At 51.8% G+C, this 19032-nt stretch carries 18 protein-coding genes and 2 pseudogenes; 10 read left to right on the forward strand and 10 right to left on the reverse strand.

Going from position 1 to position 19032, the window contains the following annotated elements; translation table 11 throughout:
• Window positions 1-2 precede the first annotated feature (2 nt).
• Window positions 3-1145 carry a phytanoyl-CoA dioxygenase family protein gene (locus NR302_RS22480; protein WP_258145349.1) on the forward strand — a complete coding sequence of 381 codons (1143 nt, stop codon included), beginning with the start codon at window positions 3-5 and terminating at the stop codon, window positions 1143-1145.
• A 148-nt stretch (window positions 1146-1293) separates the two neighbouring features.
• Window positions 1294-1398, forward strand: a pseudogene (locus NR302_RS22485) (LysR family transcriptional regulator); the annotation flags it as partial.
• An 86-nt stretch (window positions 1399-1484) separates the two neighbouring features.
• On the opposite strand, the gene NR302_RS22490 reads toward NR302_RS22485, so the two are convergent.
• Both NR302_RS22490 and NR302_RS22495 read right to left on the reverse strand, forming a co-directional pair.
• A complete protein-coding gene (locus NR302_RS22490) occupies window positions 1485-2678 on the reverse strand; it encodes an MFS transporter (RefSeq protein WP_258145350.1) in 1194 nt (397 codons plus the stop codon).
• Between the two features lie 84 nt (window positions 2679-2762).
• Window positions 2763-3899 (reverse strand): alpha/beta hydrolase, encoded by a 1137-nt coding sequence (locus tag NR302_RS22495; protein ID WP_258145351.1) that lies wholly within the window; start codon window positions 3897-3899, stop codon window positions 2763-2765.
• Window positions 3900-4071: 172 nt separating this feature from the next.
• Between NR302_RS22495 and NR302_RS22500 the strand changes: the two genes are divergently transcribed.
• A complete protein-coding gene (locus NR302_RS22500; protein ID WP_258145352.1) occupies window positions 4072-4956 on the forward strand; it encodes a LysR family transcriptional regulator in 885 nt (294 codons plus the stop codon).
• Between the two features lie 90 nt (window positions 4957-5046).
• Here NR302_RS22500 and NR302_RS22505 read toward each other — a convergent pair.
• A pseudogene (locus NR302_RS22505) lies at window positions 5047-5148 on the reverse strand (ATP-binding protein); the annotation flags it as partial.
• A 300-nt stretch (window positions 5149-5448) separates the two neighbouring features.
• Here NR302_RS22505 and NR302_RS22510 point away from each other — a divergent pair.
• Window positions 5449-6624, forward strand: a complete 1176-nt coding sequence (locus tag NR302_RS22510) for a glycosyltransferase family 4 protein (protein ID WP_258145353.1) — start codon at window positions 5449-5451, stop codon at window positions 6622-6624.
• A 55-nt stretch (window positions 6625-6679) separates the two neighbouring features.
• Here NR302_RS22510 and attM read toward each other — a convergent pair whose 3' ends face one another.
• A complete protein-coding gene (gene attM, locus NR302_RS22515; protein WP_258145876.1) occupies window positions 6680-7474 on the reverse strand; it encodes an N-acyl homoserine lactonase AttM in 795 nt (264 codons plus the stop codon).
• A 159-nt stretch (window positions 7475-7633) separates the two neighbouring features.
• Here attM and NR302_RS22520 point away from each other — a divergent pair, with 159 nt between their 5' ends.
• A complete protein-coding gene (locus NR302_RS22520; protein WP_258145354.1) occupies window positions 7634-8518 on the forward strand; it encodes a LysR family transcriptional regulator in 885 nt (294 codons plus the stop codon).
• A gap of 279 nt (window positions 8519-8797) precedes the next feature.
• On the forward strand, window positions 8798-9013 hold the full coding sequence (locus NR302_RS22525) for a YdgH/BhsA/McbA-like domain containing protein (RefSeq protein WP_008102115.1): 216 nt from the start codon (window positions 8798-8800) through the stop codon (window positions 9011-9013).
• Window positions 9014-9118: 105 nt separating this feature from the next.
• Here the strand turns inward: NR302_RS22525 and NR302_RS22530 are convergent, their stop codons facing one another.
• On the reverse strand, window positions 9119-9475 hold the full coding sequence (locus tag NR302_RS22530; RefSeq protein WP_258145355.1) for a DUF4440 domain-containing protein: 357 nt from the start codon (window positions 9473-9475) through the stop codon (window positions 9119-9121).
• Between the two features lie 89 nt (window positions 9476-9564).
• The gene (locus NR302_RS22535; protein WP_258145356.1) at window positions 9565-10035 is read right to left on the reverse strand and encodes a DUF1203 domain-containing protein; all 471 of its coding nucleotides are present in this window, start codon (window positions 10033-10035) and stop codon (window positions 9565-9567) included.
• A gap of 335 nt (window positions 10036-10370) precedes the next feature.
• On the opposite strand from NR302_RS22535, the gene NR302_RS22540 reads away from it, so the two are divergent.
• Both NR302_RS22540 and NR302_RS22545 read left to right on the forward strand, forming a co-directional pair.
• On the forward strand, window positions 10371-10808 hold the full coding sequence (locus NR302_RS22540) for a VOC family protein (RefSeq protein WP_258145877.1): 438 nt from the start codon (window positions 10371-10373) through the stop codon (window positions 10806-10808).
• A 340-nt stretch (window positions 10809-11148) separates the two neighbouring features.
• A complete protein-coding gene (locus NR302_RS22545; RefSeq protein ID WP_258145357.1) occupies window positions 11149-12849 on the forward strand; it encodes an ABC-F family ATP-binding cassette domain-containing protein in 1701 nt (566 codons plus the stop codon).
• Window positions 12850-12875: 26 nt separating this feature from the next.
• Here the strand turns inward: NR302_RS22545 and NR302_RS22550 are convergent, their stop codons facing one another.
• From NR302_RS22550 to NR302_RS22560, 3 genes are read right to left on the reverse strand one after another with little or no spacing between them, the layout of a single operon-like run.
• On the reverse strand, window positions 12876-13667 hold the full coding sequence (locus NR302_RS22550) for an anti-sigma factor (RefSeq protein WP_258145358.1): 792 nt from the start codon (window positions 13665-13667) through the stop codon (window positions 12876-12878).
• Window positions 13664-14179 (reverse strand): sigma-70 family RNA polymerase sigma factor, encoded by a 516-nt coding sequence (locus tag NR302_RS22555; protein WP_374990664.1) that lies wholly within the window; start codon window positions 14177-14179, stop codon window positions 13664-13666. Before NR302_RS22555 ends, NR302_RS22550 begins: the two co-directional genes overlap by 4 nt.
• A 27-nt stretch (window positions 14180-14206) precedes the next feature.
• The gene (locus tag NR302_RS22560) at window positions 14207-14743 is read right to left on the reverse strand and encodes a tetratricopeptide repeat protein (protein ID WP_154157487.1); all 537 of its coding nucleotides are present in this window, start codon (window positions 14741-14743) and stop codon (window positions 14207-14209) included.
• A 184-nt stretch (window positions 14744-14927) separates the two neighbouring features.
• Here NR302_RS22560 and NR302_RS22565 point away from each other — a divergent pair, with 184 nt between their 5' ends.
• Both NR302_RS22565 and NR302_RS22570 read left to right on the forward strand, forming a co-directional pair.
• A complete protein-coding gene (locus tag NR302_RS22565; protein ID WP_258145360.1) occupies window positions 14928-16103 on the forward strand; it encodes an efflux RND transporter periplasmic adaptor subunit in 1176 nt (391 codons plus the stop codon).
• Window positions 16100-18037 carry a MacB family efflux pump subunit gene (locus NR302_RS22570; protein WP_258145361.1) on the forward strand — a complete coding sequence of 646 codons (1938 nt, stop codon included), beginning with the start codon at window positions 16100-16102 and terminating at the stop codon, window positions 18035-18037. The genes NR302_RS22565 and NR302_RS22570 overlap by 4 nt, the downstream gene beginning before the upstream one ends.
• Before the next feature lie 52 nt (window positions 18038-18089).
• Here the strand turns inward: NR302_RS22570 and NR302_RS22575 are convergent, their stop codons facing one another.
• Window positions 18090-18917, reverse strand: a complete 828-nt coding sequence (locus tag NR302_RS22575; protein ID WP_258145362.1) for a MurR/RpiR family transcriptional regulator — start codon at window positions 18915-18917, stop codon at window positions 18090-18092.
• Window positions 18918-19032: the final 115 nt, after the last annotated feature.

Below are 19032 nucleotides of genomic sequence, written 5' to 3' on the forward strand. Positions count from 1 at the left end.
AAATGAAGAATATCTACATTAATGACAGCCACATTTCTCTCGATGATTTCGCCACGATTTGCGCGCAAACCCTGCGTAAAGACGATTTCCCGCTGGCACGTTCGGCTGATAAAAATGTGCTTATCTATCATCGTGACGACCTGCTGGCGGCTGCAACAGCAGACCGTCAAAATATGCTGGCTGAACTGCATCGTGCATTGTCCAGCGGCCCCGGCGTCCTGGTAGTTCAGGGGTTATATGGCGATGTCTCCGCCGTTGATCGCAGCAGTAAAGTCTTTGAGGATATCCTCGCCAGTGAAGCGACAAACGGCGGCGGTGGCGATCACTTTGCCAAAGCGGGCAGTAACGGGCGTATCTGGAATGCACTGCAAAAAGTGGCGGAGCGGGATGCTGATGCCTTCATCGATTACTATAGCAATCCGTTGCTGGCGCTGATTTGTGAAGCCTGGGTTGGGCCTGGATATGAAATTACGGCGCAGGTCAATCAGGTGCGTCCGGGCGGCAAAGCGCAGCAGCCGCATCGGGATTACCATCTCGGTTTCCAGGTAAATGACGTGGTTGCTCGCTTCCCGCTGCCGTTGCAGATCCTGTCGCAATATCTAACGCTTCAGGGCGCAGTTGCTCACAGTGATATGCCGATTGAATCAGGTCCGACGCAACTTTTGCCCTGGTCGCAGCAGTATGCCGAGGGATATCTGGCGTGGCGCGATCCGCGCTTTATTGAGTTCTTCCAGCAGCATGCCATTCAGCTGCCGCTGAAAAAAGGTGATGGGCTGTTCTTCAATCCGGCTCTGTTCCATGCCGCCGGCAATAATGTCACGCAGGATCACGTACGTACGGCCAATTTGCTGCAGGTCTCATCCGCTTTTGGCAAAACCATGGAGAAAGTGAATCACGTTAAAGTGATGGAAGCGATTTATCCAACCCTGCTGAGTAAAGATCTGAGCGATGAACAGTTACAGGCAATTGTGGCGGCGAGCGGTGAAGGCTACTCCTTCCCGACCAATCTGGATACCGATCCACCACTGGGAGGCCTGGTCCCCAAAACACAACAGCAGCTGTTACTGGAAGCATTACAGCAACGTTGTTCAGCGGAAGAGTTCAGCCGCCAGTTAGACAACCACGAGAGTAAGAGAAAAGCCTAGGCGTGTTTTGCAAATGATATGGCGTAATGCCCTGACGTTGGGTGTTACGTCATATCGGTGAATATATCTGGTCTGATGAACCGGATTGGCAATAGATCCTGAACCGCTAATCCGGTAAATTTCTAACAATGCAGAGACGCTTCTTACTGCCGCTATTTATCCGAATGCCCGTCATCCACCTCTTAATGTCAGAGCGGTTATTGACTACTTTCTGGAGGTTTATGGCTCCAGGCCTTACTGGCTATTCGACTGACGAATGTCTCCTATGAGCGAAAATCGTATATTCGGCTTTACGCCGAATGCTATGGCAAAGAGCACGCTTGAAAGAATTTAATTGCGCTAGCGCGCGTAGCAATCTTGACGGAATATCACAAACGTCATTGCCACCGCACCAAGCAGTAATAAACCACTCAAGCCGAAAGCACTTTGCCATCCCAGGCTGTCGAATATCAGACCTCCTGCTGTTGAACCCAGCGCAATGGAGAGTTGGATGACTGCAACCATCAGACCACCACCCGCCTCTGCATCTTCGGGTAGCGTCCGCGCGATCCATGTCCACCATCCGGTTGGCGCAGCGGTCGCAAGCATTCCCCATAGGCTTAGCAAAACGGCAACAACCCATATGCTGTGTCCGAACACGAGTAACGTTCCCGCAATCGCAGCCATAAGCAGAGGAATCATGATTAATGTCGGATAAAACCTTGCGTTGAGGAATGTCGAAACAATCATGGTGCCGATAAGACCTGCCGCACCTATAGCAAGCAAAATCAACGACAGGCCAGAAGCACTGACTCTGGTCACGTTCTCCAGAAATGGCCGCACGTAGGTAAACAAGGCAAACTGACCCATAAAGAACAGTCCGCAGGCCAGCAAACCCGTTGCTACGACGGAGACTCTGAACAGACGAAACACCGATCCCTGTGGCTTGCGTTGAGTATCGCTTTCCATCGAAGGCAGGCTGATGCATTGCCAGATGAACGCCGCTATCGCCAGCGGTACGAGAGATAAAAAGGCACCCCGCCATCCAACGGTCGCCCCGAGATAGCTACCCAGCGGTGCCGCCACAACGGTAGCCAATGCGTTCCCGCCGTTAAAAATCGCCAACGCGCGGGGAACATGATGCTGCGGTACCAGCCGAATGGCCGTCGCCGCCGACATTGACCAGAATCCACCGATGACGATCCCAATCAGCGCCCTCCCCAACATATAAACCGTATAGCTGGCCGCCAGCGCGACAATCATTCCTGATACCGCCATCAGAATTGTCAGCCCCAGCAGAAGATATTTACGATTCAGAGCCCCGGCAATGCGGGAAATTGTTAGGCTGGTCAGCACCGCCAGCGCGCCTGAAATAGCAATTCCCTGTCCTGCCAGTCCCTCCGTGACATGCAATTCGCTGGCAATAGGCGTCAGCAAACTTACCGGCATAAACTCAGAAGCGATCAGTACAAAAACGCAGAGCGTCATGGCAAATACGCCGCCCCAATACGCGTGGGTTTTATTGTGTGAAGGTTGAAGACTTACGGTAGACATTATCAATTCCCTGCGTTACATCAGACAGGTTAACGCCACCCGAGGATGACAGGTGGCATGATAAATATGCATTATTTCAGTAATTTAGTTTAAATTTGATTTGAAAAATTGTTCAAATTTAGCAAACGGGATCTTTCCAGCAACGTTGTCATATAAGTCCACATGGTTTGCCCCAGGAATAATCACCAGCTCTTTCTCTTTACTCCCGATCGCCTTAAAAGCGTCTTCCGCAAAATAACGTGAATGGGCTTTCTCACCGGTTACAACAAGCGCGGGGATGGTGATTTCATTTGCATAGCTCAGCAGCGGCATATTCATAAACGACAGCGGCATGGTTGCATTCCATGCGCCGGTTGAATTGACCGAGCGCGCATGGAAACCACGCGGCATGCGGTAATAATCAAAAAACTCTTTCAAAACTGGATTTGGATTATCGGGTAACGTCTCCGGCAGAATACGCTCAGAGGCGCTGGCTTTACCGTTTTCGTCAACATAGATGTCGTGACTGCCGGGCGCAAAAGTGCCGCTTTCCGCATCCTTCCAGCGCTGCGCGTTCAGATACTTCAACACAGCATGACGATCGGCTGTGGTGTAGCGGTCTTTGCCATCGCCCACGCCATGGCCCATCGCGCGGCTCATGTCATACATCACGCTGGTTGCCACGGCCTTAACGCGGGTATCCATCGCGGCGTCGTTTAACGCCATGCCGCCAAGGCCGCAAATACCGAGTAGCCCGATTCGGTTGCGGTCGACCTCTTTTTGCAGACCTAAGAAATCAACCGCCGCACTGAAATCCTCGGTATTGATATCTGGAGACGCCACATTACGCGGGTAGCCGCCACTTTCGCCCGTGTATGAAGGATCAAACGCGAGGGTAACAAATCCCTGTTCAGCCAGCGTCTGCGCGTACAGGCCGCTGGACTGTTCTTTGACCGCACCGAAAGGTCCGCTGACGGCCACGGCTGCCAGCTTGCGATCGCCGCGATCCTCCGGAAGGTAGAGATCCCCGACTAAAGTAATGCCGTAGCGATTCTGAAAAGTCACTTTACGGTGATCTACTTTGGTACTTTCAGGAAAGGTTTTATCCCAATTTTTGACCAGCGAAACGGGTGCATTGGGATTGTTTGTATCAGCATAACTCATGGTTGTGACTCCACTTAATGATGCGCATAGCAGCAATGCAGGTATCGCGGCTGTCAGTTTTTTGGTGAAAACAGTCATCAAAATCCTCCTAAAAAACCTAAAAGAGGCAGGTTTCATACCGACAACGCTGCTGTGCTTTATTGCAATGCGCACATTGTAGTTAGCAGCATGCGTTCTGATTAGAGGGGAATATTTGCTAAGATTGATATCAAATTGTTCTAAATAGCGATGCGGTTACGAGGGCGGGATAATGGCAAAACGGGAAAACTACAACGATCTCTATTTGTTCATGCTGGTGGTGCGCGAGGGAAGTTTCACCGCCGCAGCGCAACGCCTTGGCCTGGCACAATCAGGAATCAGTCGTTCAGTACGTGAGCTTGAAGAAAGACTGGGGGTTCAACTCATTGTTCGCACCACGCGCAGATTATCGCTCACCCATGCCGGTGAGCAGCTCTATCAAACCGTTGAGTCAGGGTTCGATGCTTTAGATATGGGACTCGCCACCCTAGCCCACTTTCGCCAGACGCCATCCGGCACGGTACGCATCAATGCCAGCCAGCACGCAATTGATAAAGTGCTGCTGCCGAAGCTTGCAGTGTTTAAGCAACACTATCCGGATATCAGACTGGAACTCATGAGCGAAAGCCGGTTTGTCGATATTATTGCAGAGAGATTCGATGCGGGTGTACGTCTGGGTCCAGAAGTGGGCAATGGTATGATTGCTGTGCGCATTTCGCCCGACATGGAGATGGTCGTTGTTGGTACGCCAGAACACTTTCGCCGCTACGGCTTTCCGCAAGTCCCTACAGATTTAGCCGTTCATCCCTGCATCGCTTACCAGTTTGGTGATGGCAGCCTGTACGCATGGGAACTCAATCTGGATGGAAAAAAAATCACCCATCGGCCGCAAGGCCAATGGGTTTTTGCTGACAGCTATATGGAAGCAAAAGCCGCCACTCTGGGTCTGGGGCTGGCTTATGTCCCGGAAGAGTTGGTATCTAAGGATCTGGAACAAGGGAAACTGATCAGAGTACTGCAACGTTACAGCCAACGTCTGGAAGGTTCATTTCTCTATTATCCACATCGCAATGTGTCGCCCGCTTTGCGCGCGGTGATTGATACGCTGAGAATTTAGGGGATAAGAGCCCTAAGCATCCTCAGGCTCTTTTTTTTGGGTAGATCAAAAGGATCGGGACAATATTTAATTAGAGGCTTTCCCAGCTTTCAGGCTTATTGCACTCTTCTCATAATAATTTTCTATTACCTGATAAAACAGATTGAATTCTTGCTTAACGCAAGGCAGATATCCTGTTTCATCGATTATCAGCCACATAACTTTTTAATTAGCATTGGTACTCTCTCTCCCGAAGTATTCTGGAAAGCCATTAAACATCTGCAAATACACGTCTTTTGCCTGCATGTTCGTGCATAATTAAGCGTGTCGGGAAGCAGCAGTGTCGGGCGGATTTTTCTTTGGTATCAACAACCTGTGCAACCATGACGCATTCAGGCTTTTTCTTAAACACCATAACTACATATAGAACCCAAATACCTATTTACCATTTTTAATTGCAAAAATATTTCAATTAATCCTGTTAATTTTTTGCACTCGCCAGCAGGGGGAAGCATGAAGATTATCGTGGGTGGTAATGGCTACCCGGAAAAGAGAAACATCATTACAGACCCTTCACATCGCTATATTGATTACCGTCCAAGAAACATCTGGACCTGGATTAACGTCATAAGGCAGCGCTTATTGCATAAAAATAAGCTCTTTATTTTCCGTCCATTGCCCCTGATCTCTTCCGTTGATGCGGACATTATCCACCTTTTTAATGAAGTCTCTGCGGGGTCAGGTGACTGGGTGGCGACCTTTGAAACCGAACTGCCCCGTGTTCTGCCCGTTGGCGGAGTACAAAAATTTGCCAACCCCGAACTGGCGCGGGAACTCAGGTACGTCTGCTCTCCGCGCTGTAAGGGCATCATCGCTATCTCAGAAGCCACACGGCAGATCCAGCTGCGGCTGCTGGAACATTTTCCTGAAGAGCAGGCCATCATTGGGCCCAAACTGCACGTACTCCATCCTCCGCAGCCGATACTGCATAAAAAAAGCGTGGTGGTTCAGGAAGGACCGGTGACTTTCACCTTCGTGGGTAATGAGTTCTATCGCAAGGGAGGTGCAGAAGTTGTGCTGGCCTTTACCCAGCTATTGAGGGAAAACCTGATAAGTGTGAACGACGTGCGCGTTAATCTGGTTGGTGATCTTGGTAGAACGCATAACGTGGCTCACCAGACATTCCAGGACGACGACGTTTTTAGAAAATGCGTGGAAGATAAGCTGCGTGATTGCCCGATATTCCGTCACCATACGTCGTTGACCAACGACGCGGTGCTGGCGTTAATTAAGACTTCTGATGTCGGGCTGCTTCCAACCTGGCAGGAGACGTACGGCTTTTCCGTTCTGGAGATGCAGGCATGCGGCTGCCCGGTTATAACGACGAATGTCAGGGCACTGCCAGAAATCAATCCAGAAAATGCCGGCTGGCTGATCCGCTGCCCCCTGAATCCGATGTTAGAGCTAACGGTAGCCTCATTGAAGGACAAAACCGTTCTGAGAAGTGCCATCGTATCTCAGCTGAAAACATACATATTGCAAATCATCCGCGACAGAAAAATCGTATCAGAGCGCGCTAAAAACTCACTCGCGCGAATATGTCTGGAGCACGATCCCGTGTTGTTCAGGAAGCGACTCAATGCGATATATATGGGTTTTGAAACCGACAAAAATAAAACGTTTATCTAATCGGGTGCAGTCCATTCCGATCAGCCCATTTTTAAAAACATGAGTGAGGATTGATTCAACTGTAATAGGCTGGTGCAAGCCTGTTTTTTTTCCATTCCTCAGGGTCATGACCAGGAATTAATACCGCGTTATTTCGCTCGGTGAGCTGACGCAACTTTTGCACAGAATGAGCGACATCAGTGGCTGACGTCATCAGGCCAGGAAGCGCCTTATCATGGTAATGATCTAAGGTATAAGCCGCATCAATCGCTAGCGTGAAATTTTGACCGCTGGGTAATCTGATAAGAAATGATTGATGTCCCGGTGAATGCCCAGGCGTGAAAATAAACTGTAATGTGCCATCTCCGTAAAGGTCATAGTTATCATCTGACAACCCGTTTAGAAAAAGCCACTTAAGCTCTGGATGATCGTAATCGTGTCGGCAGTAGGCTCCAGAGGTGAACCAGTCTGGAGCAAAGGCATATTCATACTCTCGCCTTTGCACTACATGAGTAGCATGTGGAAAGCGACCAATCGCGCCGGTATGATCAGAGTGCAAATGGGACAGTACCACATAGCTGATATCCTTAGGGGCAACACCGATTCTTTTAAGCTGTTCTATGCAGCCCTGCTCTTCTGTCATCTCCGGCTTAAATTGCTCTATAGAACTTCCCCAATAGGCGCGAGGGTTTTTCAATCCTTCTACAGCCAGACCGCCGTCAATCAGGCTACAACCATCCGGATGTGTCAGCAGAAACCATGACACAGGAATTTCATAACTTTCTCCCACACCTTGATTCATCCGAATATGCTGATATTTGCAATACTGCGTTCCTGATTGGAACATGAAGAGTTTGATATTTGACATAATTATATTCCACATATAAATCAATAAAATGGATTGATATTTAGCTTAATGCTTATCTGAGCTATGATTTTTCATCATTTTGCCGAAGAAAAGTAGATGCCTTTATCAACTTACATTTATCGATAAAACTAATATAATCGCTAAATGGATCTCTTCTCAGCAATGCGCGTATTCATCAGGGTGGTTGAGCGGGGCAGCATGTCAGCTGCAGCCCGCGATCTGGGCATTGGCCAACCCGCTGTCAGTGACAGAATCGAAAAACTTGAAGCTCATCTTGGTACGCGTTTGCTAAGGCGCAACACGCGTAACATGTCTCTGACGCATAGCGGTAACTTGTTTTATGAGCGAAGCAAAACGGTAATTCAGGCGGCAGAGCACGCGCTTTGTGTAAATGAAGTAAGTCAGGGTTTGCAAGGTAAAATCCGAATTGCCGCGCCCTATTCCGCCGGGGAAAGCTTGCTGATGCCTGCATTGTTGCAGCTTCAGAACGAACATCCGGGGTTGCAGGTCGATGTCATTTTTAATGACCGAGTCATCGATCCTGTCACTGAGGGTGTGGATTTATCATTGAGGCTTGGAGAGGTCTCAGAGGGCTTTTTTGTCGCACGTCCGCTTGGCATTGTCCACAGAGTGTTACTGGCCTCTCCTGCTTTGCTGGATAAAATGGGTTATCCACACTCTCCGGATGCGCTGGTGAATTATCCCTTTGCTGCTGTTTCAGGCGTATTTGCAAGTAATCGCATTCAATTGATCACTTCTGAATCCCAACTCATCAATGTTCCCGTCAACGTTAAATTTCAGTCCACACATTGGCGAAGTGTCCTCACCTATTTATTAGCCGGACATGCCATTGGTGTTTTGCAATTTCCGGTTTGTAGAAACGAAATTGAAAATGGAGCGTTAATCCCCCTGTTAAGCCATTACTCGATCCCGCCTTTCAATGCCTATTTGCTCCATCCACCGGCAGGCATGATGTCATATGAAACGCGAATTTGTGCATCTCTGCTGGAGGGGTATCTCAGAGATTCTCTGGTTGAGTTAATGTGAGAATGCTTACGTCCGCTTCTGGCACGAAGCGGTTATCTGACAGACCTGAAAGTCCACTGTGAGCGAACAGCGGACGTCAAAATGATAGCTACAGGGATGTTCGCCACATTAAACATAATAAACCAGCGCCGAACCGTTCATTGAGTACACCTATTGTCGCAATAGTTAGCATGATCACAATATCAGCACTTATTGTTAATAGACTAATAGTAACCTTGGTTATCATTATCTCATCGAAAGCAAACACGCTTTCAACCATAAAAACCAAGGATAAAGACCATGAAAACCATCAAAGCTATGTCTATCGCCGCCGTTGCCGCTCTTTCACTGATGTCAGCAGCCAGCTTCGCGCAGAGCGTTACCGCAACGTCCCTGACTATGGACGGTGCAGAGGCCAAAATTGCCGCGCAGGCCCAGCAGCAGGGAGCGCAGTACAAAATCATTGAGGCCAGCAACGGCAACGTCGTTCACATGACCGCTGAGCTGTACAAATAACGGATGGTCGCAAAAGGAAGTGCCAGGAAAGGTCGCCCACGGGCGGCCTTTTTTGTATCGGAACCGTTATACAGGCAATATGAACAGAACATCTCAGCAGCGAACCTAAGCAGTGTCTTCAGCTGGCGTTCCCTGGTGAAAAACCAGAGTCCAGTGTCCTTTATCAGAATACAGCCAGCAGGAAGAACGCAATGCAGGACGACTGCCGTCAGCATAAGACGTCCGGTAGTGAAGAATGGCGCAGCCGCTCCCCATTTCAGTGAGCCGGAAATCACTGCTGATAATAGGCGATGCAGTTTTCTCGTTTAAAAGCGACGTGATCGTCTCTGAACGATCAACCATCACGCCTGACCGTGTGATTTCCAGGAATTCAGGTTGGAGAAGCCGCTCAAGCCACTCCCGATCGTTTCGCCTGTCATCGTGAAGGCTGCATTCCAGCAACCTGAGCTTTTCCAGAAGCATTCTGCTTATCCTCAAGTGATCCTACCGGATGCTCTCTTCTAACATAAAAGTGCTTCACTGAACGCTGTAGGCTCTTCTATTTTGTAATTTCATTTAAAACGCTCAGCCAAACATGCGTAGCATCCCTGTTTCGCATTGTGTATCTGGATATAGCTAATCTGTTGGTCGGCTAAGAAAATCTCTATGAAATTTTCTACAGATTGGCCCTCGCAAATATCTGCCTTTATTAGAAAGTGCTTGTCGTTATATGCTCGTAATGAAAGGACTCTGCCATTCATAACTTCAGGTAATTCGTTAATATAAATTCCTTGCTCGGTACATCCCTCCCAAATATATATTGCATGAGAGCCGCGATAGGGTGTATCTGCTGGCTGATAAATGTGGTTGATAAGCAGAGCGGTTTCGCCAACAGGTATATCGCATAATGAGATTCTGTCGGGATAACCTGGGTAACTAGTGACAATTTGTCTTACGGCTCCGTATCTTCCCAGATAGCCATCACTACGCCCAAAAAGATGAGTAAACTGCTCGGCTCTAAGGCCAGAAATTCTATATTTCATGATGCCTCCAGTGGTATCAGCATCACCTTAGTGGTCTTTCTAAGAAGAAACTCGCTGTTCCCGGTCAGGGAAATATTGGTTATTGGCGAGTATGAAATTTCAAATAATGAGCCGCTCCCCTTTGATCAACACAGATTGTTGTTAGCTACTTCAGCTCTTGGCTCGAAGCGGATGCGCATGCGCATGCCACGTCCGCTATGAGCGAAAAGCGGTTATTCGCAATTTACCGATAAAAGATGCAGGCTTGTAAAACCGTCGCGCATTTATCGTGTAGAAAGAAAGCAGGATTTTTATATAGTTGGATGATGAATTTTCAAAAATCAGCAGGTAATCTCATGATCTTAAGTGTTAATCACGTTGGTTTTTCAGTTAAAAACATTGAAGAGTCATTATTCTTCTGGACTCAGATTCTTGGAAGTAAATTATTACGTGAAGGAAAAATGTCTGGACCTATAATCGATGAGGTAACAGGCGCAAGAGGAGCTGATGTACGAATGGCTTTGCTTGAACTGGCAGATATTCAAATTGAATTACTACAATACAATAACATTGAGCAGCCAGAGGTACCTTCAGCACCCTATATCCCAGGCTACGCTCACCTTGCTTTTATAGTTGAGGATCTTGATACGCTCTTGGGCAAAGTATTGGACTACGGCTGGAAGACGCCCGGTAAACCTCAGACAGTGTTGTCAGGACCTATGCAGGGAACCAGAGTAATATACTTACAAAGCCCTGATGGTCAGACGCTTGAATTGATGGAACGTAGCCAATGAGGCCCGGCATTGATGCCAGCGCCCTGCCCGGCACGTCATATCGAGTGCCGCCACACTTCTGGCATTTTTCACTGGAAAGTGCCACTTTTCGCCACTATTATCAGCTCACTTATTCACCCACTGATAACTAAGGAGGATTACTATGCCATCGTGTGAATTGTTTGTTTACTCACACTTTTATAGTAATTGGCCGCGTTCAGGCATTTCCGCACTCGTGCTGCGATAATCCGTCCTGAGCGAAGTTTACTGAAAATCTAATCCCTTCCCTCCGGCTTACCGGGTTGTCGTCAGCGATTTCTGACGTCGGGCCTTTTTGCGCCTGCAACTTATGAGTAAGCACATGAGTACATTATTATCCGCCCACGCTGTCGGCTTTGATAACGCCTTCGGCACGCTGTTTCACGATATCCATTTCAGCCTGAAAAAAGGCGATCGCATCGGTTTACTGGGTGATAACGGCACCGGTAAAAGTACCTTATTGAAAATCCTCAGTGGCGATCTGGAACCCAGCCACGGCAGCGTTACGCCGGCTAATCACTGTTTACTGGCGCGCATCGAGCAGCATCTGCCTGCAGAACTGCATAGTGATTCGCTGCTGAATGGCGTGATGGCGCGCCTGCCGGAACAAGCCGATCGCTGGCGTGCCGAAGCGCTGTTGGGCAGCCTGGGTTTCACGGCTGAGCAACAAGCGCAAACCGCCGCGACCTTAAGCGGTGGTCAGCATATGCGCCTGCTGCTGGCGCGCGCGCTGATCCTGCAACCGGATCTGCTGCTGCTCGATGAACCCAGCAACCACCTCGATCTGCCAACGCTGTTGTGGCTGGAGAATTTCCTAAACGGCTGGAGCGGCAGCTTCGTACTGGTTTCCCATGACAGCACCCTGCTTGATCGGGTGACCAACTGCAGCTGGATTCTGCGCGATCGCGGTCTGCAATTCTTCCGTCTGCCCTGCAGCGCGGCGCGTCAGGCGCTGGATGAGCAGGATGAAGCGGATGCGCAGCGTCATCAGGCTGAGCAAAGGGAGATTGAGCGCGTCGAGAAAAGCGCCAAACGTCTGGCGATTTGGGGCCGCACTTACGATAACGAAGGTTTGTCGCGTAAGGCGCAGCAGATGGAGAAGCGCGCCGGTTGGTTGAAGGAGGCTCAAACCACGCTGATCGAGGGATCGCTGTGGCGGCTGCAACTGCAAGGTGAAGCGCTGGATGCCGATCGCGTTTTAGCGTTGCCGGAGATGTCGATTCATCCAGCCGATGACGCACCTGCTCTGTTTTCACTGCCGATGCTGCAGGTAAAAAGTGGCGATCGCGTAGCGATTGTTGGCCGCAACGGTTGCGGTAAATCGTCGCTGCTACGACATTTGTGGGGTGAATATCAACACGCAGATAGCCCGCTGTTTCATCCTCGCGCGCGCCTCGGCTATTACGATCAAAGTCTGCATCAGCTGCATGATGAGGAAACGCTGAGTGACGCGCTGGCGCATTTTGCTCCGCTCAGCGATGAGCAGCGCAAGATGGCGCTGATTGGCGCGGGTTTTCCCTATCTGCGGCATCAGCAGTTGATTGGCTCACTCAGCGGCGGCGAGCGTTCGCGCTTGCTGTTTGTTGGGCTGACGCTGGCGCGTTATTCGCTGCTGCTGGTCGATGAACCGACCAACCATCTGGATATGGTGGGCAAAGAGGAGCTGGCAGAAGCGCTAAACCACTTTGAGGGTGCGGTGTTGCTGGTGTCGCACGATCGTCAATTAATCGCCAACAGCTGCAATCGTTTCTGGCTGATTGAGGATCAGCAACTCAGCGAATGGCACGATTTTGACGCGGTAACCGAACGCATTCGTGCTGAGCAGACGATAGCAACGTCAGATTCTGTTGCACCTGCTGCAACGGCCATAGCGTGGGATGAAGATGCGTTGCTGCTGGCGCTGCTGGAGGTAGAAAGCAAGCTGGATGAGGATCTGGCGCGCAAGCCGAAGCATCAGAAACCCGCGTTGCAGGCGCAGTGGCGTGAGGAGATTGCGTTGCTGAAATCCCAGTTGGAGCTGTAATGAAAGGGTCGCCATAAATGGCGACCCTACGTCAGTATCGCCTGCATTAACGCCTGCGCGGTCTTTTTCAACTGCTGCGCAGGATTTCGGCCAATCAGTACATATTGATATCCCGCTTTGTGCCACCACACCACATTCATTCCCTGCCGTTTCTCCTGCGCCAAATCGGTGGTTTGCTGATGCTCTTCGCGCGAAATACACAGCGCCATCGGGCCGTAGCTGCTGTGATTCCAGGCAATCTGCGTAATCAGCGCATCGTCATAACGCAGCATGCGCACACTCTTCAGCGTCGCTTCCGGCAGCGTTAACTGCGCTGGCGTGAAATGCAGATCAAGATCGCGCGCGGTACGCGCCAGCGATTGCTGCAACACCGGCGGTGAACTGTCGACGTCGGCCAGCGTTTCCGCGCTGTACAGCGACATGTATTGTGCTTCCAGCTCACGGATCTTTTCGCTTTCACCCTGCTCAGCTTTGATTGCCGGTCGCGCCAGAAAACCGATACTGCTGCCCACCAGCAAAAAACTCACCGAAGCGGCGATCAGCGCGCGGCGGCTGACCTGCGGCGCGGACGGCGTCGTTGCCAGCAGATGCGCTAAGCGCGGTGCCATGCGTTCCAGCGGTGCGTCATCCAGCATTGACGCAAAGGCTTCAGCAAAAGGTTGATTGCTCTTCATCAACTCGGCAGTGCGTGCCGACAGCGCTTCACTGCGCTTGAGTTCATTCTCAAACGCCAGCGCTTCATCCGCGCGCATCTCGCCATCCAGCCAGGCGACGATGGCCTCGTCCGCATAAGGCGAACTAAAACGTGCAGCCTTCACAAACGTTTCTCCTGTGCTGCCGGGCGCAAAGTGGCTGCGCTGGCTAAGGTAGTGCGCGCCGCCGCAAGGCGACTCATGATGGTGCCAATCGGCACCGCCAACGTGTCGGCGGCTTCCTGATAGGTGAATCCTTCGACGTAAACCAGGAATACCGCATTGCGCTGCGCTTCGGGCAACTGACTCACCCGCTGCATCACTTTGGCGTATTGCCGGCGTTGCTCATCATGCTGTTGCTGATCCGCAGCAACAAGCTCGTCGCTGTCGACAAAGCCTTGCCCGAGGCGCACCCGCTGCGCGCGCAGTTCATTAATCCATACCGAATGCAGCACGCTAAACAGCCAGCGATCGATACGCGTGCCGGGCGTGTACTGGGCGCTGCGTTCCAGCGCCCGGACGCAAGTGGATTGCACCAGTTCTTCGGCGACATCGCGGTTGCGTGACAGCACCATGGCGTAGCGCCACAGGCGGGCCAGATGCGCCGCTAAATGCTGGCGGACTTCAGTGCTAGTGATGTTTTCGTCCTCTAAGTGCGGCGTTCATCAGGCTTCCGGATGGCCCTGAATCGCGGCGTTAAGGTCGCGGTACTCTTCGCAATCCACGCCACACAGCGATTTAATGATGGTGAGCTGCTCTTTCGCCAAATCTGGCCGACCTTTGATCATCCAGGCCTCGCCTAAATATTCGCGCACTTTGGCATATTTCGGATCGAGCGCGATCGATTTCTGATAATAGGCCATGCCTTCGTCGGTTTTACCCAGCTTACGCGTGGCATACCCGCGATAGTTCCAGGCTTCTTTGGTGTTCTGATTATGCAGCGTATCCAGCAAGTTGATCGCCGCTTGATACTCGCCCTTTTTCGCCAGGTGATAGGCGTAATTGGTTTTGTCGCTGTCGCTCAGCATGCTGGTTTTCTCCGGCACGCAGGATTTAGATTTGCTGTCATAAACCTGGCCTTTCGGGCAATCCGGCGTCTTTTTGTCGCTGTCATCATCGCCCATTGCCAGTGCTGCAGGCGCATGCAGCGTCATTAGTAATACGGGCAGCGCTAACCAGCGTAACTTCATCATCGTATTCATGGTTAATCCTCATGGCGTGTCATGGATTGAACTCAGTGCTGAGGCAAACATTGACTCAGATACGCTGTAAACAACTCAGCCGCCATTTCTATTCGGTAAAATTTAAAGTTTTTTTTATCATGAGAATTTTCTCCAGTTTGTTCCCTGAAGTGATTATGATTCTCACTTCATAAAAGGGACGCTTATGCTCAATATCTCGAAAAAGTGGCTGTTCGCCACGCTCGCTGCCGTCATTCTCCTGCTGTTGATCTGGCATTACGCCGGTTCACGCAACAAACCCAACGCGGTGGTCACCGCCCAGGTGCGCCAGGGCAATATCGAAAACGTGATTGCCGCCACCGGCAAAATGGATGCGATTGAACGCGTCAACGTCGGTGCGCAGGTTTCCGGGCAGGTAAAAAAGCTCTATATCAAAGCGGGCGATCGCGTCAGCAAGGGACAGCTGATCGCCGAGATTGACGACCAGCCACAGCGCAGCGATTTGCGCAATGCCCAAGCGGCGCTGAGCGTGGCGCAGGCCGATCTGGAAACCCGCGAAGCTGCGCTGGTGCGACAGCAAGCGCAATATCAACGCTTGCAGCAGATGATTAAAACCAATGCGATCTCGCGTCAGGATTTTGATACCGCCGAAGAAGATTGGCGCAGCGCACGCGCAGAACTGACGGCGCAGAAAGCGCGCGTGATTCAGGCGCAAATCGAGGTAGACAAGAAGCAACTCGATCTCGGATATACCCGCATCATGGCGCCCATGGACGGCACGGTTATCGCCATTGTCACTAAGCAAGGCCAAACGGTGAACGCGGTGCAAACGGCACCGACCATCGCCAAGCTGGCGCAGCTTGGCACTATGACGATTAAAGTGCAGATTTCCGAAGCCGACATCAACAATGTGCAGCCCGGCCAGCAAGCATGGTTCACCACTTTCTCCAATCCGGACAAGCGCTACAACGCCACGCTGCGCAGCCTCGAACTGGCACCGGAATCGGTAATGAAAGATGACGCGCTGATGGGCAATAGCGAGAGCGCGTCGAGCAGCAGCACCAATGCGGCCGTTTACTACAACGCCCTGCTGGATGTGCCAAATCCGGACAACGCGTTACGTATCTCCATGACCGCGCAGGTCAATCTCATCCGTGATGCGGTGAAAGATGCGTTGCTGGTGCCGGTGCAGGCGACAAAGAAAGATGCTGACGGCAAAACCTACGTGGAAGTCCCGGATCAGGATAACCAAGCGGTGAAACGCATCATCACCACCGGCATCACTGACAGCGTTGATATTCAGGTGCTAAGTGGCTTAAAGGCCGGTGAGAAAGTGATCCTTGCCACGCAGACGGCGGGCGCTGACAAGGTGGTGATGTGAATATTATCGAACTGAAAAACATTCAGCGCAGCTATGTTAACGGTTCGCAATCTCTGCATGTGCTGAAGAATATTAACCTGAGTATCGCCAGCGGCGAACTGGTGGCGATTATCGGGCCGTCTGGTTCGGGTAAATCAACGCTGCTGAACATCCTCGGCTGCCTTGATGCGCCAGATAGCGGCGACTATTTGATTGGTGGTCAGAACACCGCCACGCTGTCGCCGGATGCATTGGCGAAAGTACGCCGCGAACACATCGGCTTTATCTTCCAGCGCTACCATCTGATGCCGGATCTCAGCGCCCTGAGCAACGTTGAAATCCCGTCGATCTACGCCAATCTGCAGGGCAAAGCGCGGCTGCAGCGCGCGGCAGATCTGCTGGCACGTTTAGGTTTGCAGGGCCGCGAGCATCACAAACCGGGCGAGTTGTCCGGCGGCCAGCAGCAGCGCGTCAGTATTGCGCGCGCACTGATTAACGGTGCCGAAATCATTCTTGCCGATGAACCGACCGGCGCGCTGGATTCACACTCCGGCGAAGAGGTGCTGCGCATCCTGCACGATCTCAATCGCGAAGGTCACACGGTGATCATCGTGACGCATGACATGAAAGTGGCGCAGCACGCCGATCGCATTATTGAGATTCAGGACGGCGAGATTTTTGCCGACAGCGGCCGCAAACCAGATGCCAACCGCGCGCAATATATACCCGCCGCGCGCAAAAGTCAGAGCAAGCTGCGCGGCTTTCTCGACCGCCTACGAGAATCATTGCGCATGGCGCTGAATGCCATGAACGCGCATCGGCTGCGCACCGCGCTGACCATGACCGGGATTATTTTTGGCATCGCGGCGGTGGTTACCGTGGTGGCGCTCGGCCAGGGCGCACGGCAAAAAACGCTGGAGAGTATTTCCGGGCTCGGCACTAACGTGGTGTCGATTTATGCCGGCGGTGATTTCGTCGAGGATGAAGCGCATCCGGTGCTGACGCTGGTCATGTCGGATGCCGACGTGATTGGGCGTCAGCAGTTTGTTGCGGCGGTCAGTCCGGAGATGATCGCCAATCAGCCGATTCGCTATCTCTCCAACTCATCAAAAACCTCGGTGTATGGCGTCGGTAAAGAGTATTTCCAGATTCAGGGCATCAAACTGCTGGAAGGCAGCAACTTCAGCGATGAACGTCACGCGCGCCAGGAGATCATTATTGATACCAACACGCGCAACAAACTGTTCGGCGAAAACGGCGAAAGCCCAATTGGTAAGATGATCGTGCTGGGTTCGGTGCCGGTGCGGGTGATTGGCGTGGCGGATAATAACGATGGCATGTCGCCCAATCGTCTCAGCGTGTGGCTGCCGTGGAGCACCGTGATGTATCGCATCAGCGGGCAAACCGCGCTGACCAGCATCAGCATTAAACTCAAGGACGATGTGGTGAGCGGCCCGGCGGTGGAATCGCTGACGCAACTGCTGACCGCGCGTCACGGCACCAAAGATTTCCTGGTGTTCAACCGGGATAAATACCGTAAAGCGATTGAAGATGCCGCCGCGACCTTAACGCTGCTGATTTTGCTGGTCGCCTCGATTGCGTTGATGATTGGTAGCATCGGCGTGATGAACATCATGCTGGTGTCGGTAACGGAGCGTACCCATGAAATCGGCGTGCGCATGGCGGTGGGCGCACGACGCGGCGACATCATGCAGCAGTTTATGATCGAAGCGGTTCTGGTCTGTCTGGTGGGCGGATCGCTCGGTGTCGCGTTAGCGCTGGTGATTGGACCGATTATCAGCCTGCTGGCGGGCGGCATGATTACGGCGATCTTCTCGTGGCAATCGGCGGGCGCGGCCTTTGCCTGCTCCACCATTATCGGCATGATTTTTGGTTATCTTCCCGCGCGCAAAGCCGCACGCATGGATCCGGTGGCGGCGTTAGCCAGCGAATAATTAAATCTCACGCCGTAGGGTCGCCATTCATGGCGACCTTCCGCCATCCCACTCACATCAACATCGGCAACGTCGCAGTCGCCGTTTGCTGGCTCGCCGCCAGATAGCGTGCATCGTGCGTCATCAACTCGTTAATCAGCACTTCCACCAGCAGCATCGCGCCCACTTTGCCGCTCAACGCACCGGCGTTGAACGGGCCTTCCGGCCGTGCGGCCACCAGCAGCATATCGGCTAAGCTGCCCATCGGGCTGCGCAGCGTATTACTCAGCATCAGCACGCGCGCGTTTTGCTTTTTCGCCACCTTCACCACATGCATCACATCTTTGGTCGAACCCGAAGCGGAGATGGCGATCACCAAATCGCCCTCTTTCAGCGTCGAGGCATTCATCGCCGCGCGATGCATATCACCAAATAGCTGTGCCGATTTGCCTAAGCGCAACAGGCGATAGTGCAGATACTCGCCGGTAATCGCGCTGGCCGCCACGCCGTAGATCTGAATGGTTTTAGCCTGATGCAGCGCTTCCACCGCAAGCTGTAACACCTCGCGGTTGATGAATTTCCCGGTATCCCGCAGCGCCTGCACCGTTTCCTCCACCAGCATGTCGATGCTGTCACCGCTGGCAATCGCGGCGGGCTGATTGTGTTGCACATCCAGCGCCAGCGCCATTTTGAATTCGGTATAGCCTTTGCAGCCGAGATGACGACACAGCCGCGTCACGCTCGCTTCGCTGGTGTCGGTCTCGCGCGCCAGTTCGGTGATGGTGAGATACAGCACTTTTTGCGGGTCGGTGAGGATGAAATCGCCCAGCTTTTGCAGCGTCGGACTGTAGCCCGGCAAGCCCTGGCGCAAGTGAAGCAAGATGTTTTCATTGTCCGTCATGGCGGTCTCTCTGGTTCACGGCATTAATGGCGCACAGTGTGCAGCAGATTAGAGCATAAGTGAAAGCTATCACAATAATGATGGAAATTTTCACCTGATGAATTAGATTGTGGTA

It is taken from the genome of Pantoea sp. SOD02, from assembly GCF_024707505.1.
GTDB lineage: Bacteria > Pseudomonadota > Gammaproteobacteria > Enterobacterales > Enterobacteriaceae > Pantoea > Pantoea symbiotica.

What these genes read in the sequence shown, in the direction of transcription:
- NR302_RS22480 (WP_258145349.1), top strand. Translation starts at nt 3, where the DNA reads ATGAAGAATATCTACATTAATGACAGCCACATTTCTCTCGATGATTTC.
- NR302_RS22490 (WP_258145350.1), bottom strand. Translation starts at nt 2,678, where the DNA reads ATGTCTACCGTAAGTCTTCAACCTTCACACAATAAAACCCACGCGTAT.
- NR302_RS22495 (WP_258145351.1), bottom strand. Translation starts at nt 3,899, where the DNA reads ATGACTGTTTTCACCAAAAAACTGACAGCCGCGATACCTGCATTGCTG.
- NR302_RS22500 (WP_258145352.1), top strand. Translation starts at nt 4,072, where the DNA reads ATGGCAAAACGGGAAAACTACAACGATCTCTATTTGTTCATGCTGGTG.
- NR302_RS22510 (WP_258145353.1), top strand. Translation starts at nt 5,449, where the DNA reads ATGAAGATTATCGTGGGTGGTAATGGCTACCCGGAAAAGAGAAACATC.
- NR302_RS22520 (WP_258145354.1), top strand. Translation starts at nt 7,634, where the DNA reads ATGCGCGTATTCATCAGGGTGGTTGAGCGGGGCAGCATGTCAGCTGCA.
- NR302_RS22525 (WP_008102115.1), top strand. Translation starts at nt 8,798, where the DNA reads ATGAAAACCATCAAAGCTATGTCTATCGCCGCCGTTGCCGCTCTTTCA.
- NR302_RS22530 (WP_258145355.1), bottom strand. Translation starts at nt 9,475, where the DNA reads ATGCTTCTGGAAAAGCTCAGGTTGCTGGAATGCAGCCTTCACGATGAC.
- NR302_RS22535 (WP_258145356.1), bottom strand. Translation starts at nt 10,035, where the DNA reads ATGAAATATAGAATTTCTGGCCTTAGAGCCGAGCAGTTTACTCATCTT.
- NR302_RS22540 (WP_258145877.1), top strand. Translation starts at nt 10,371, where the DNA reads ATGATCTTAAGTGTTAATCACGTTGGTTTTTCAGTTAAAAACATTGAA.
- NR302_RS22545 (WP_258145357.1), top strand. Translation starts at nt 11,149, where the DNA reads ATGAGTACATTATTATCCGCCCACGCTGTCGGCTTTGATAACGCCTTC.
- NR302_RS22560 (WP_154157487.1), bottom strand. Translation starts at nt 14,743, where the DNA reads ATGAATACGATGATGAAGTTACGCTGGTTAGCGCTGCCCGTATTACTA.
- NR302_RS22565 (WP_258145360.1), top strand. Translation starts at nt 14,928, where the DNA reads ATGCTCAATATCTCGAAAAAGTGGCTGTTCGCCACGCTCGCTGCCGTC.
- NR302_RS22575 (WP_258145362.1), bottom strand. Translation starts at nt 18,917, where the DNA reads ATGACGGACAATGAAAACATCTTGCTTCACTTGCGCCAGGGCTTGCCG.